The sequence below is a fragment of the Shewanella sp. YQ_9 genome (assembly GCF_043103185.1).
Taxonomy (GTDB): Bacteria; Pseudomonadota; Gammaproteobacteria; order Enterobacterales; family Shewanellaceae; genus Shewanella; species Shewanella algae.
On sequence record NZ_JBICJO010000014.1, the window covers coordinates 1 to 14,387 of the forward strand.

At 52.9% G+C, this 14,387-nt stretch carries 12 protein-coding genes; 7 read left to right on the forward strand and 5 right to left on the reverse strand.

All coding sequences use genetic code 11. The annotated features are described in order from the left end of the window. The coding region (locus tag ACF8D4_RS03600) for an AraC family transcriptional regulator N-terminal domain-containing protein (RefSeq protein WP_392468354.1) at positions 1-816 on the forward strand (816 nt) is incomplete at its 5' end. Positions 817-943: 127 nt separating this feature from the next. Here ACF8D4_RS03600 and ACF8D4_RS03605 read toward each other — a convergent pair. Next, positions 944-1,924 carry a rhodanese-related sulfurtransferase gene (locus ACF8D4_RS03605; RefSeq protein WP_144168505.1) on the reverse strand — a complete coding sequence of 327 codons (981 nt, stop codon included), beginning with the start codon at positions 1,922-1,924 and terminating at the stop codon, positions 944-946. A gap of 306 nt (positions 1,925-2,230) precedes the next feature. Between ACF8D4_RS03605 and ACF8D4_RS03610 the strand changes: the two genes are divergently transcribed. Continuing rightward, a complete protein-coding gene (locus ACF8D4_RS03610) occupies positions 2,231-2,875 on the forward strand; it encodes a glutathione S-transferase (protein ID WP_052658006.1) in 645 nt (214 codons plus the stop codon). A gap of 55 nt (positions 2,876-2,930) precedes the next feature. Here the strand turns inward: ACF8D4_RS03610 and ACF8D4_RS03615 are convergent, their stop codons facing one another. Beyond that, positions 2,931-4,718 (reverse strand): SulP family inorganic anion transporter, encoded by a 1,788-nt coding sequence (locus ACF8D4_RS03615; RefSeq protein ID WP_044734343.1) that lies wholly within the window; start codon positions 4,716-4,718, stop codon positions 2,931-2,933. Positions 4,719-5,051: 333 nt separating this feature from the next. Here ACF8D4_RS03615 and ACF8D4_RS03620 point away from each other — a divergent pair, with 333 nt between their 5' ends. The 3 genes from ACF8D4_RS03620 to ilvN all read left to right on the forward strand — a co-directional run bounded on the left by ACF8D4_RS03620 (position 5,052) and on the right by ilvN (position 8,921). Next, the gene (locus tag ACF8D4_RS03620; RefSeq protein WP_186295315.1) at positions 5,052-6,218 is read left to right on the forward strand and encodes a multidrug effflux MFS transporter; all 1,167 of its coding nucleotides are present in this window, start codon (positions 5,052-5,054) and stop codon (positions 6,216-6,218) included. A 484-nt stretch (positions 6,219-6,702) separates the two neighbouring features. Beyond that, positions 6,703-8,424 (forward strand): acetolactate synthase 3 large subunit, encoded by a 1,722-nt coding sequence (locus ACF8D4_RS03625; protein WP_025009510.1) that lies wholly within the window; start codon positions 6,703-6,705, stop codon positions 8,422-8,424. Continuing rightward, on the forward strand, positions 8,424-8,921 hold the full coding sequence (gene ilvN, locus ACF8D4_RS03630; RefSeq protein ID WP_025888373.1) for an acetolactate synthase small subunit: 498 nt from the start codon (positions 8,424-8,426) through the stop codon (positions 8,919-8,921). Before ACF8D4_RS03625 ends, ilvN begins: the two co-directional genes overlap by 1 nt. Before the next feature lie 72 nt (positions 8,922-8,993). On the opposite strand, the gene ACF8D4_RS03635 is transcribed toward ilvN, so the two are convergent. Continuing rightward, positions 8,994-9,866 carry an OmpA family protein gene (locus ACF8D4_RS03635; RefSeq protein WP_025009508.1) on the reverse strand — a complete coding sequence of 291 codons (873 nt, stop codon included), beginning with the start codon at positions 9,864-9,866 and terminating at the stop codon, positions 8,994-8,996. A gap of 141 nt (positions 9,867-10,007) precedes the next feature. On the opposite strand from ACF8D4_RS03635, the gene rnt reads away from it, so the two are divergent. Next, positions 10,008-10,670, forward strand: a complete 663-nt coding sequence (gene rnt / locus ACF8D4_RS03640) for a ribonuclease T (RefSeq protein WP_392468359.1) — start codon at positions 10,008-10,010, stop codon at positions 10,668-10,670. Between the two features lie 221 nt (positions 10,671-10,891). On the opposite strand, the gene ACF8D4_RS03645 is transcribed toward rnt, so the two are convergent. Together ACF8D4_RS03645 and ACF8D4_RS03650 are read right to left on the reverse strand one after the other, a co-directional pair. Beyond that, positions 10,892-11,908: a DUF3137 domain-containing protein gene (locus ACF8D4_RS03645; protein WP_392468361.1), complete on the reverse strand. Its 1,017-nt coding sequence runs from the start codon at positions 11,906-11,908 to the stop codon at positions 10,892-10,894. Between the two features lie 144 nt (positions 11,909-12,052). Then, complete coding sequence (locus tag ACF8D4_RS03650; protein WP_025009505.1) at positions 12,053-12,658, reverse strand: peroxiredoxin; 606 nt, start codon at positions 12,656-12,658, stop codon at positions 12,053-12,055. A 313-nt stretch (positions 12,659-12,971) separates the two neighbouring features. On the opposite strand from ACF8D4_RS03650, the gene ACF8D4_RS03655 reads away from it, so the two are divergent. Then, on the forward strand, positions 12,972-14,291 hold the full coding sequence (locus ACF8D4_RS03655) for a Na+/H+ antiporter family protein (protein ID WP_392468364.1): 1,320 nt from the start codon (positions 12,972-12,974) through the stop codon (positions 14,289-14,291). The last annotated feature ends 96 nt before the right edge of the window (positions 14,292-14,387 follow it).

The following is a 14,387-nucleotide window of genomic DNA, read 5'->3' on the forward strand; positions in this document are numbered from 1 at the left end:
ACCGATATCCCCGGGCTTGAAGTGCATATTCGAAATACGCCAACAGCGCCGCTGCATTGCATTTATAGCCTTGGATTTTCGCTGATTTTACAAGGGAGCAAGCAACTGGCGATTGATGACAGGCAAGTCCCTGTCGAAGCCGGGCAGTCAATGTTGACCACCTTTGACACTCCGATTGTGTCGCATGTGACAGAAGCGACACGTCATCAGCCATTTTTGGCGATCGCCCTGAAATTAGATTATGACCTGATCATGCAAACGTGCACGGAGCTGAAGCTCGACAAGCCCGATCGTCAGGTGGAGTATCAATCAATTTCCATTCAGAACATGGACGATGGCATATACCGGACTATGAGCCGTTTGTTAGCGTTGGAGCAAGAGCCTGAGTATCTCGCGAGTGTGGTGCCACTGATAAAAAAGGAACTCGTGATTCGTTTGCTTCATGGGCCGCATGGCACGCAACTGCGCCATATTGCCTCTGTTGGTTCGCCCAGCAATCACATTCTGAAAATCGTGACGTGGATGAAGAAGAACTTCACCGAAACCGTCGGCATGAATGAGCTAGCGGGGCAGGCGCACATGAGCGCTTCAAGCTTTCGAGTGCACTTTAAAGCCTTGACTGGCAGCAGCCCGCTGCAGTACATGAAAAACCTAAGGCTGCAAGAAGCGCGCGAGCAGATGCTATTAAATGGTCTTGATGCGACGCAAGCCAGTAATCTGGTGGGCTATGAAAGTGCCTCTCAATTTAGTCGTGAATACAGTCGTTTATTTGGATTACCGCCCCAAAAAGATATTCAGCGCCTGCGACAATATTAGAAACGTGGAAACGAGCAGTAAACCGCATTCGCTGTAGTAGCTCAGACCAAACTATTTGCCCGAACTCACAGTCGAACGACAGAATTCAGTAGCTACTGCTCATTTCCTGCTTCAACTTTTACCGCTATCAAGAGGTTTGCTTGGCCTGCTCTTTCTGACGCTGTTTCTGCTCACGGCGCTTATGGATCACTTCTTTGACATCGGCGCCTATGTGAGCCTCACCGCGGCGCTTGGCCAGTTGCATCTGCCGCTCACGCTCGATAAAGCGCCGGCGCTGCTTTTCATCCAGCTTATCTATGCAATGGGGACAGCTTACACCCTGCTCATAGGCCGGGCTCTGCATATCGGCCTCGGTTATCGGCATCCGGCAGGCATTACATTGATCGTACTGGCCTTTTTGCAACTGGTGATCCACTGAAACCCGGTTGTCGAAGACAAAGCATTCTCCCTGCCACAGACTCTGCTCTTCGGGCACTTCTTCCAGGTATTTGAGGATCCCGCCTTCGAGGTGATATACCTCATCAAAGCCTTGTTGCTTAAGGTAGGCGGTGGACTTTTCACAGCGGATCCCGCCGGTGCAAAACATGGCTACCTTCTTGTGCTTGGCTGGATCCAGCTGCTGCTTCACATATTCCGGGAACTCGCGGAAAGTCTCGGTCTCGGGATTGACGGCATTCTTGAAGGTACCAATTTGCACTTCATAGTCGTTGCGGGTATCAACCAGCAGCACATCGGGTTCGGAGATCAGCGCATTCCAATCTTGGGGTTTGACATAGGTGCCGACCACTTCTCTGGGATCTATGCCTTCCACCCCCATGGTGACTATCTCTTTCTTGAGTTTGACCTTGGTGCGGTAAAACGGCATCTCATCATCAAATGAGCGCTTGGAGACGATATTATCCAGGCCATTCTGGGCATCCAACCAGGCCATCAGGGTATTGATGCCGCTTTCCGAGCCGGCCACTGTGCCATTAATGCCTTCGGCAGCCAGCAGCAAGGTGCCGCGAATGCCATTGTCTTCCATGGTCTCGAGCAACGGCTGACGCAAAGCCTCATAATCCGGCAGGGAAACAAACTTATATAAAGCGCATACAACTATTTTGGACATCATTACCTCAACTTCTGCTGGCTGGAACCTAATTTCCAGTGCATAACAGCCTTACCTTCTGGAACCTTCCTTAGGTGATCGGCCTCCCAAAATGGGGGCGTCATTCTACCCCAATCACAGTAGCGCAAATAGACAGCAAAAGTAGGGTTATTAGGCAATTTCTGAAGCAAGTAGCCGTATCGTAACGACTTAATCCTATACACGCCTTTGGGCATAGCGACCTTGCCTGTCACCCAAGTCATTCCTACAATGGCTGTTTTATTGAAATGCCAAGGGACTCTTGTGACTCAAGTAAGCAGTCGAACTATGCTGTACAGCTTTCGCCGCTGCCCCTATGCCATGCGCGCCAGACTGGGCTTGATTGCCGCCGACCAGTCTGTTGTGGTGCGGGAAATTCTGCTGAAAAATAAGCCGCAGGAGATGCTGGCCCTATCGCCCAAGGGCACAGTGCCTGTGATGCAACTCGCTGATGGAAGAGTGCTTGACGAGAGTCTGGATATCCTCTTCTGGGCATTGGCACAAGCCGATCCCCACTCATTGCTGCCGCAAAACCCTGAGGAAGAAAACCTCATCTCAGCTCTGATTGCAACCAATGACAGGGCATTCAAGCCTTTGCTGGACAGATACAAATACTTTGACCGTTACCCTGAATTCAGCCAGCAAAGCTATTTCGAACAAGCGCTCGAGTACTTGCTGCCACTGGAGCAGAGACTGGCTGAGGCTCAAGGGCAGCAAGAGCAAGCCATGTTGCTCGGGCGTATGAGCGCGGCGGACCTCGCCATCTTCCCTTTTGTGCGCCAATTTGCCCATGTGGATAGAGCCAGGTTCAATGCAGCCCCCCTGCCCTGTCTGACTCAATGGCTGCAGGCCTGGCTCGAGCACCCCTGGTTTATCCGCGCCATGAAACCCAAGCCTCTGTGGCTGGAAAGCGGCGAGCAACAGCCGCTTTAGCGCCTGCCGAGCAATCTTGGCAGGCGTTTGCGTGCTATCGGGATCCCGCCAGGTTTTACAGATGGGACGGTCTGGGGGCGCTGGTATCATCGCCGGCCAAACGCCGCACTTCGGGGGCCTGGCCTTCAGCGACCGCTTGTTTGTAGTTTTGATGCATACGCACCGCCAAGGCCAAATCAGGCCTGATGATCAAACCATCCTCCGCCACATCTATGCCACTGGCTTCACACCAGCTGAGCAGTTGACGTTTACGGCCCGCCAGTACCAGGCTGACACCGCGGCGCTTCAACAGGTGCGCCAAATCGGCAATCATGGCCATCACACTGATATCCAGATGACTGAAACAGGCCACAGCATCGACTATCACGCAATCCACCGGCTCGGGCTGCTCTTTTAACCTGGCCAGCAACTGGCGTTTGAAATAACCTGCGTTGAAATAGGTCAAGGGTGAGTTGAAACGGTAGATCATGATCCCCGGGATCGCCGTGGCCTTGTCACTGCGGTCGATACTGCGCAGCACCCCTTTGCGATCGACACCGAGCAGCTGCTCAGAGGGTTTCATCACTACCCGGATAAATTGGAACAAACCCAGCAGCACCGCCAGGGTGATCCCCGGGATCACCCCGATAAAGAGCACGGCCAACAGGGTGATCAACGCCAGGGTAAAGGCGCCGTTGTCACGCTTTCTCAGCTTCCAGATCCCCTTGATATCAATCAAAGAGAGCGATGCGATAACCAGCACCACCCCGAGCGCCGCCGAAGGGATATATTGCAGCGGCGCAGTCAGGAACAGGGCCACCAGGGCTATCAGCAGCGCCGCTATCACAGAAACCAACTGCGACTTGCCGCCATTGGCATCATTAACTGCGGTGCGCGAATCGGCGCCGCTGATGGCAAAACCCTGAGACAGCGCCGAGGCGATATTGGCTACCCCAAGCGCGCGAAACTCTTTATCAGGATCTATATCGTAGCCGTTTTTGGCGGCAAAGCTGCGCGCCGTCAGCATCATGGAAACGAAACTCACCATGGCAAGGTTCAGCGCCGGCATCACCAGTTCACGGCTGAGCCCCAAATCAAATACCGGTGCCTGAAACTCCGGCAGACCGCCTTCGATAGTGCCGACCACCGCCAGTTGATACTGCTGCAAATCAAACAGCCATACCAATAATCCTGCCACCGCAATCGCCACCATGGAGGCAGGAAGTTGCGGCCGCAGACGCTTGACCAGCAGGAACACCAGCAAGGTGGCCAGACTCATGCCCAATGTTGGCCAGTGAGTGCGCGACAGATACTCGGCGCCGCCTGCCAGGCGTTCCAGCAAATAGCGGGAGTCGAAGCTAAAGCCAAAAATCTTCGAGAACTGGCCGACGATAATGGTTATCGCCACCCCGTTGAGCAGCCCCATCAAAATCGGCCGCGAGAGAAATTCGGCAAGCACCCCGAGCCGAAAGCGACTGGCCAGCAGGCACCAAATGCCCGTCATCAGGGTCATGGTCATCACCAACTGCCAGTGCACCTTGGCATCTCCGGCGGCCAGTGGCGTCACCACAGCGGCTATCACGGCACAGGTCGCGGCATCCGGACCCACTATCAGTTGCCTCGATGTACCAAACAAGGCATAAATCAACATAGGTAAAATACAGGAGTAAAGCCCGGCCACGGCGCTGACCCCGGTAAGCTGGGCATAAGCGATGGCCACAGGCAAGGCCACCGCGGTTACCGACAAGGCGGCACGCAGATCATCCCGCAACCATTCTTTTTGGTAATGCAGCAATCCTGCCAGCCCGGGAAGTGATTGAGTCAGCAACTCCCTGGTGTTCCATTGTGGAAAATTAACTCGCATATTCAGCACTCAACTCCATCAATTTAAGCGCATACTGTCCTGAGTGGATAATGTAGTGAGCTTATGCCAGGAAGTCATCCAGGGCGAAATAAAATATTCTCACTATTCACATTTCCGCTTTTGTTTGTCAGTAATGTAAAGAAAACACTTGGGGGATTGGCTAATTGACCGCCGCGACTTAACATAAACCCCAAGCCCCTTTTCGTGGCACGAATCACACTCCTGACCAAGCATCCAATGCTTTTTGGCCAATATAATGAGGTTAAATTGGATACCCAACCCCAGATAACCAGGCGCACGCCCCAAGGGCTGCATCTGGCCTTGCTTATTCCCATGCTGTCGGCCATCGTGGCGATAACGCCTTTGGCTATCGACATGTATCTGCCGGCCATGGCTACCATAGCCGAAAGTTTCCATTCCGATATCACTACAGTGCAGCAGTCTCTGAGCCTGTATCTGGCCGGGTATTCTCTGGGTATGCTTACCTTTGGGCCTTTGGCCGATCGCTTCGGCCGCCGCCCTTTGGTGATCATTGGCCTATCGGGATTTATGTTGGTCAGCCTGGGATTGGCGCTGTCGCAAACGATAGAAATGTTTTTAAGCCTCAGATTTGTCCAGGCCTTTATCGGCGCCGCCGCTACCGTGGTGATCCCCGGCTATATCAAGGAGGTCTATGGTGATAATACGGCCAAGGGCATGTCCTATGTCAGCCTAATAATGATGCTGGCGCCACTGCTGGCTCCATCCATAGGCAGCTTAATTCTGGAGCTGGGAGAATGGCATTTGATTTTCTTTATTCTCGCCTTCTATGCCCTGCTGCTGCTCATGCTGGTATTGCTGAAACTGCGTTTGCCATCGGATATGCAAGGCGCCGAGCGCAGCCGCAAGTCATTCTTTGGCGCTTATGCCACCGTCTTTACCCGGCCCGGCGTTAAGCTGCATATCGGCAGCGGCGTGCTGACTTCATTCGCCTTCTTCTGCTATCTGACAGCCTCGCCGTTTGTCTATATGTCTGTATTTAACTTGGATAAGTCACTGTTTGCCATACTATTCAGTACCAACGTAGGCGCCTTGATGCTGGCCAATATTATCAACTCACGCATTGTTGGTCGCTATGGCTCAAGACGCATGCTGGTTGCCGCCACTATGCTCGGCAGTATTGCCGCTACCGGGCTGTTACTGGTGAACCTGCTCGACTTGAGTTACCACTTTACCGTGGCCATGCTGATCCCCCTGATGGGATGCCTGGGGATAATGTCGGTTAACGCCGATGCCATAGTACTGATGAAGTTTCAGCAGGAAACCGGCACAGCCACCGCGGTTATTGGCACCCTGAGGTTTGGCTTTGGTGCTCTGGCAGGACCGCTGCTGGCGCTGTTTTACACGGGTACTGCCGTGCCCTTTGCCGCGTTGATGCTGGCCTCTGTGCTACTGGTGGGTCTGTGCCAGTTCGCTGTCAGTCGCCGCCCTGTGCCAGAATGCCGCAGTACCGACTCCTAAAATAAAGCTGGCGGTAAAGCACGCTCAAGCGTTTGAAACCGCTTGAGCGAAAAGCGCCGTTTGTCGACTTTCCGCAACCCAAAGAACCACAATTTTCAAAGACTGGGTTCATACACAAGGAATTAGCGGCGCTTTAGACCAAAGTCTAAAAAGATCCTCCATTATGAATAAAACATAATGAATTCAATACTTAACCAATAACACTTCAGCAAAGACCTACCGCAATCAAGGCCGCTTTTCGGCGGCAAAAATGAAATTTATTCATGCTCATAAAAAAGCTGCTTCCAGGGGCTTGAAAACTTCTCTCTTTCCAATATGATGAAATTCTGTCCATTGGTGACAGAGACCCATTCCCTACAGGGAAGTGTGCCCCAAGGCCGGGTCGACAGCTGGCCGGAACGACCCTTCCGGCCCGAATTAGAGCGATAACCGTCGCTGTAAAAGTTACTGTTTACCGTAACGGTATCTTATCAAGGAGTACCAAATGGAGATGCTTTCAGGCGCCAGCATGATAGTGCGTTCGTTAATTGACGAAGGCGTAAAACATATATTCGGCTACCCGGGTGGCTCAGTTCTCGACATCTACGATGCCCTGCATCAAAAATCCGATATCGAACATATTCTTGTCCGCCATGAACAGGCGGCCGTGCACATGGCCGATGGTTACGCCAGAGCCACGGGCAAGGTCGGCGTGGTATTGGTGACATCCGGCCCGGGAGCGACCAATGCCATTACCGGCATCGCCACCGCCTACATGGATTCAGTCCCTCTGGTGGTGCTTTCGGGCCAGGTGCCCAGTAACCTGATCGGCAATGATGCCTTCCAGGAATGCGACATGATAGGGATCTCCCGCCCTGTGGTGAAACACAGCTTTTTGGTGACAGATCCCACCGAAATTCCCACCATTATCAAGAAAGCCTTCTATATCGCGGCCAGCGGCCGCCCAGGCCCTGTGGTAGTGGATCTGCCCAAAGACAGCCTCAACCCGGCGATACTGCACGAGTATCAATACCCGGAAGAGATTAAGATGCGCTCCTACAACCCGACGCTTTCGGGTCACAAGGGCCAGATCCGCCGGGGTTTGCAGGCCTTGATGGCCGCCAAGAAACCTGTGCTGTATGTGGGCGGAGGCGCCATTATCTCCGGCTGCCACCAGCAGCTGTTGACACTGGCCGAACAACTGAAACTGCCTGTGGTCAATACGCTTATGGGGCTGGGCGCCTTTCCCGGCTCTCATCACAACAACCTGGGCATGCTGGGGATGCATGGCCTGTACGAAGCCAATATGGCCATGCACCATTCAGATTTAATCTTCGGCATTGGCGTGAGGTTCGATGACAGAACCACCAATAATGTTGCCAAATATTGCCCGGATGCCACCATACTGCACATAGATATCGACCCTTCATCCATCTCCAAGACCATCAAGGTGGATATTCCGATTGTGGGCTCAGCCGATAAGGTGCTGAACGAGATGCTGCAATTGCTGGATGAAGACAAAGTAACGCCTCAGGATGACGAGGCGCTGCAACACTGGTGGCAGCAAATTGCTTCCTGGCGCAGCCGCAACTGCCTCGAGTATCAGCGCAATGCCGAACGGATCAAGCCTCAGCAAGTGATAGAAACCCTCTATCGCCTGACAAACGGTGATGCCTATGTGGCCTCGGATGTTGGCCAGCACCAGATGTTTGCCGCTCTCTATTATCCTTTCGACAAACCACGGCGCTGGATCAACTCAGGAGGCCTGGGCACCATGGGATTCGGCTTGCCGGCCGCCATGGGGGTCAAGATGGCGATGCCGGACGAAACTGTTGTGTGCGTCACCGGCGACGGTTCGATTCAGATGAATATTCAAGAGCTTTCCACCGCATTGCAATACGATGTGCCGGTGAAAATCATCAACCTCAACAACCGCTTCCTCGGGATGGTGAAACAGTGGCAGGACATGATCTACTCGGGCCGCCACTCCCACTCCTATATGGACTCAGTCCCTGATTTTGCCAAAATCGCCGAAGCCTACGGCCATGTGGGGATCAATATCGACCATGTGGATGAACTGGAGAGCAAACTGGCACAAGCCCTGGCCATGAAAGACAGGCTGGTGTTTGTGGATATCAGTGTCGATGAAACCGAGCACGTCTACCCGATGCAAATTCGTGGTGGCGCTATGAATGAAATGTGGCTGAGCAAGACGGAGAAAAGCTGATGAGACGTCGAATCATATCTGTATTGATGGAAAACCAGCCCGGCGCCCTGTCAAGAGTTGTCGGTCTCTTCTCCCAACGCGGCTACAACATTGAAACTCTTACGGTTGCGCCCACCGATGACCCTACCCTGTCCCGGCTGACAGTCGCAGTTGAGGCCAATGAAAGCATTCTGGAGCAGATAGAGAAGCAACTGCACAAGCTTATCGATGTGCTCAAGGTATCCAACATCACAGAGTCCACCCATGTGGAGCGGGAACTTGCCTTGGTCAAGGTCAAGGCAAGCGGCGCATTGCGGGAAGAAGTGAAACGCACCGCCGATATCTTCCGCGGCCAAATCGTTGATGTGACAGCCAATCTCTACACAGTACAGATGGCGGGTACCAGCGATAAACTGGATGCCTTTATTGCCGCGCTGACCGAGGTCACCAAGGTGGTGGAAGTGTCTCGCTCCGGAGTCGTGGGGCTTGCCAGAGGCGACAAGGCGATGCGCGCCTGAGTCCCCCGTCAAAGTCCACGCATGAAAAAACCAGGCTTGAACCTGGTTTTTTACTGTCTGTGAAAACTTATGTTATTGCAGAGGTTTGCTTATCCGGATAACCACCCGGCGGTTGCGGGCCCGCTCGTCACTGGAGTCGTTTGAAGCCACATGGCGGCGCTCGCCGTGCCCTTCGGTGTGGATCCTGTCACCCGGGATACCCCGCGCCACGAAGAACTCTTTGACTGAACCGGCGCGCTGCTGAGACACCTTCTGGTTGATACTACGACCACCATAGCTGTCGGTATAGGCGTCTATCAGCACCAGTTCCACTTCGGGATCATAGGCCAGATACTCCTGCACCCGCGCCAACTGCGCCTTGGAATAACGGGTCAACTCGGTACCGCCCATCTCATAGGTAAGCACGGTAAAGGCGATATCATCGAAACTGTAAGGCAGTAGATTGGCCAGGCACTGCTTGAACTCGCGGTATTTCTGGGCAAAGTTGGCCGCAGAAAGGCCGACCGCCACCTTGTTGCTTTGGTTGTACCAATCGCTGTAGTAGAAAGTGGGTTCCATACCGCGATCCAGCTCTGCCAGCATGGACCAGGCGGCCTTTTTCGGCACTTCACCATTGAAGTATTTCTGGTAGCTCAACTCGGTAATCGCCTTGGATGTCACCCCGGGACGCCAGGCCGGCGCCTTGCTCATCAAGCGGGCATGGGTCACGGCATCAGGCTTTTGCCACATATCCAGAGTAAACTGCAGATTCAGCTCTTTACCCGCATGACTGGAAAACACCGCCTTGCCGTAGGCGGGAATGTCGTGCTCCAGGCTGCAACCTATGGGGGTATTTTGCGCCACGCGCCAATGAGAGTCGTCAAGTGACGCCACATAGTGCCTGAGATCCGCCATCGCCGACAGCGGCAGACAAAGAGTCGACAGCAGGAACAGTTTACGCCACATAGAAATCTCTCTTTTCGCATACCATGTTGTCTCTATCGGCAAAGAAATTCATTCCTTTAGCCTATAAAAACAACAATCGAACATGACACCCTGTTGATGTTTTAGCATAATAGCCGCTTCGTTATTTTCCAGGGGAAATGCATGACTCAGCCAAGCCTAACCAACCAACTCAAGCACAGATTCAGGGGCTATTTCCCTGTGGTGATCGACGTGGAGACCGCTGGCTTCAATGCGCAGACCGACGCGCTGCTGGAGATTGCCGTCACCCTGCTGAAGATGGATACCGAGGGCAATCTGGGAATAGACAGAACCCTGCACTTCCATATCGAGCCTTTTGAAGGCGCCAATCTAGAGCCGGAGGCACTGGCATTCAACGGCATAGATCCCAACAACCCTCTCAGGGGCGCCGTCAGCGAGAAAGAAGCTTTTCTGGAAATATTCAAGGCGGTGAAGAAGGCGCAGAAGGCGGCCGATTGCCACCGTTCTATCATAGTGGCTCACAATGCCGCCTTCGATCACGGCTTTGTCAGTAAGGCAATTGAGCGCAATGATATCAAGCGCTCGCCGTTTCATCCCTTTGCCACCTTTGATACCGCTACTCTGGCCGGATTGGCCATAGGCCACACAGTGCTGGCCAAGGCCTGCGCCTTGGCCGGGATCCCCTTCGACAACAAAGAAGCCCATTCGGCGCTTTATGATACAGAGCGCACCGCCGAGCTGTTCTGCTATATAGTGAACCGCTGGAAAGCCCTTGGCGGCTGGCCTTTGCCTGCAGCTGCCGAAACCCCACAGGATGTGGTCTAAACCCGCTCAAAGATACGCTCAAACATAGCAAGTCGGCTCAAACATATAGCCGACTCAAACTAAAGTGTTTCCCGTCCTCACGCCAAATCCTTTGAGCATCTGGCGTGAGGGCGCATCAAAACCCAGCGACCAAAGACCAGCGTTCAGAAACCCGTGACCAGAAGCCAGTGACCGGAAACCAAAGATAGCCTGGCTCAAAACTAAGGTCTTGAGCCTCATGTTTAAAGCCCGGTGCGATTATCGAGTTTCATGGTTTTAATCAAGTCGAATACTTCATGGATTTCTTTGAACACTTGCTCTATGTCTGCGGTGAGATCCAGCGGCTTGAGTAGATCCAGTTGCGGCTCAAAATAGCTGTGCTGACAGGCTATTTTGACAAACAATCGACCCTGTCTAAAACAGGCTTCCAGCTCGCCTTGATAAAATCCTGATAGTGACAACAAACGTTCCATAGTCGCTGTATTGAGCACATATCTGGCTTCAAGCTGATCGTCACTGTAGACCTCAAATCTACGCTCAAAGTCCGGGTCTTCCAGCTTTACCCTCGAGAGCTTGTTTCTAAACTGCGCCAAGCCATTGGCCATAAAACCTTTATCGCGGCGCACTTGGATGGTCGCGGAAAATGTCTTCGGCAGGTCAAACTCTATCACTATGCCATCGAACAGCGTCTTATATTGGGGACCATTATCGTTCTTGCCTGTGCGTTCGAGTAACGTCAGTTCCCTAAGCAGAAAAGGCACATTAAGATATTTGCCTCTGACCGAGTTTTGAAAATAACCTTTGTCATAGTCGGGAAAGAGACCATAGTCTTTATAGCTTTCCAGTTCAGGCAATCCCGAGGGGTTGAACGCAAAGCTTTTACCGAAATACCCCAGCAGTAGAGGATAGATCTCCTCGACTATCTGGGTACGCAGTTCACTTATCTCACTGCCAGCCCAGATGTTGGCCAACACCACCACCGCCAGAGATAGCACGGCGCCGCCAAAGCCGATAAAAAACACCCCTTCTTTAAAATCCAGCATGAAGGCGCCGTAGAAACTCATGGCAAAAAACAGCAAAAATGCCGGAATGCCGATAAAGGTGAGAGGCGCAACTATCTTTCTACGCTCTTTATACCTGGCAGCAGCGGCCTCTCGAACCGACTCATAACGCCGACACTTGGGTGCAATCTTTTGCGCATAATATTGGTCGAAGGCCTGCTTGTCTTGCTCCGGAATAGCAAACTCCATTGAATTCATCCTGTTTTCCTTGCTATTTTTCCGGTTCAATTAGCAACTATCCTGAACCTTTCGTCAAGCTCTGAGCTCTGGAATGGGCAATAAAGGTTTAGATAGGTATAAAAAAAGCTGCCCGAGGGCAGCTTTATAAAGCTATACAAGCAATTACAGCTCTTCAGCGTTCTCAGACAGGTAGGCAGCAACACCGTCTGGGCTGTCTTTCATGCCTTTCTTGCCTTTTTCCCAACCTGCAGGGCAAACTTCACCGTGCTCTTCGTGGAATTGCAGCGCGTCAATCATACGCAGCATTTCATCGACGTTACGGCCAAGAGGCAGATCGTTAACGACCTGGTGACGCACCATGCCTTCTTTGTCGATCAGGAAAGAACCACGGAAAGCCACACCGGCTTCAGGGTGCTCAACATCGTAAGCCTTACAGATATCGTGGCGAACGTCGGCTACCAGAGTGTATTGAACCTGGCCGATACCGCCTTTTTCCACTGGGGTGTTACGCCATGCATTGTGAGTAAACTGAGAATCGATAGAAACACCGATCACTTCAACGCCACGCTTCTTGAACTCTTCCATGCGGTGATCGAAGGCGATCAGCTCAGATGGGCACACGAAGGTGAAATCCAGTGGGTAGAAGAACACTACCGCAGGCTTGCCTTTGATTGCTGCAGTCAGGTTGAAGCTGTCAACAATTTCACCAGAACCCAGAACAGCTGCTGCAGTAAAGTCCGGAGCCGGACGGCCTACTAATACGCTCATTTTATACCTCCATCTATGGATTGAGCTGTGAATAAAACAGAATCCGTTTTAACTACAAGCCATTATAAGAGGTGCCATGCACCTGACAACCTATTTAGGATCAATATCACGCTTTTGCTGCATTTTAAGGCTTGTCTGGGTAAGAAATCGGCAAGTGTGCGGCCACCGCAATTACCTGGCTCACAAAGCGACTCAATAACCTTAGGATCCAGTTCACAAAGAGAGATTTTTTCCCGCAAACACTGATTGCAGCTGGACATCCAAGCCCCCCCAGTCAAAAATAGCCCCTTTGTTTAGCGAATAAGACTTTACTATGAACGCAGTTGTGATTGCCGTCTGTCTGATGCTCGCTCTCAGCCTGGCCCGGGTCAATGTGGTGATCGCCTTGACGATCAGCGCCCTGGTCGCCGGCTTGATGGGAGGACTGGACATCCACCAGACCATAGAGGCATTCAATACCGGCCTGGGCGGTGGAGCCCAGATAGCCCTGAGTTATGCCCTGCTCGGCGCCTTTGCCGTGGCCCTGTCCCATTCCGGGCTGACCACTTTGATCTCCACCTCTGTGATCAAGGCCCTTGGCAAAGATCCCGATAGTCAAAACCTCAAGTGGGTTCGCAGCCTGTTGCTGCTGTCCCTGTTAGCCATGGCTATCAGCTCACAAAACATTCTGCCGATCCATATCGCCTTTATCCCCATTCTGGTGCCGCCACTCTTGCATCTGATGTCCAAACTCGAGCTGGACAGGCGTTTGGTCGCCTGTGTTATCACCTTCGGCCTGGTCACCACTTATATGGTGTTGCCTGTGGGCTTTGGCGGCATATTTCTAAACGACATACTGCTGGCAAACCTGCAGTCCAACGGCTTAGAGGCCCAGTCAGGGGATATTCCCCAAGCCATGCTTATTCCGACCGCCGGCATGCTGGCCGGACTGTTGACGGCCGTGTTTATCAGCTATCGCAAGCCAAGAGAGTATCGGGAAGAGCAGATCCTCGCCGCCGAGCCGGAAACCGGACTCAGCAAGCGCAACATCATCATTGCTGTGCTGGCCATTCTGGCGACTCTGCTGGTGCAGCTGCAGACAGATTCGATGATCTTCGGCGCGCTGGTTGGCTTTATGATCTTCTCATTCAGCGGCGCGCTCAAACATGTGGCCGATGAAGATATCTTTAACCAAGGCGTGCGCATGATGGCCAACATAGGCTTTATCATGATAGCCGCCGCCGGTTTCGCCGCCGTGGTCAAACAAACCGGTGAAGTGCTGACTCTGGTGAGTGCCATAGGTGAGTTGATTGGTGACAACAAGGGCCTGGGCGCGCTGTTGATGCTGGTGGTGGGCCTGTTAATCACCATGGGTATTGGCTCATCTTTCTCGACTATCCCCATTATTGCCACCATCTATGTGCCACTGGCACTGAACTTTGGTTTCTCTGTGCCTGCGGTTATCGCCCTGGTCGGCACCGCCGCGGCGCTTGGGGATGCCGGCTCACCGGCATCGGACTCGACGCTCGGCCCCACCGCCGGCCTGAATGCCGATGGTCAGCACGACCATATCCGCGACAGCGTGATCCCAACCTTTATTCACTACAATATCCCGCTGCTGATCTTCGGCTGGATTGCCGCCATGGTACTCTAAGCACTGCCTTGGGGAATGATGGCCCTGAATACAAAAAGCCAGTCTGTATCAGACTGGCTTTTTTGCTTTAGCGGCCTGCTTTACAAGCCGGGGCCG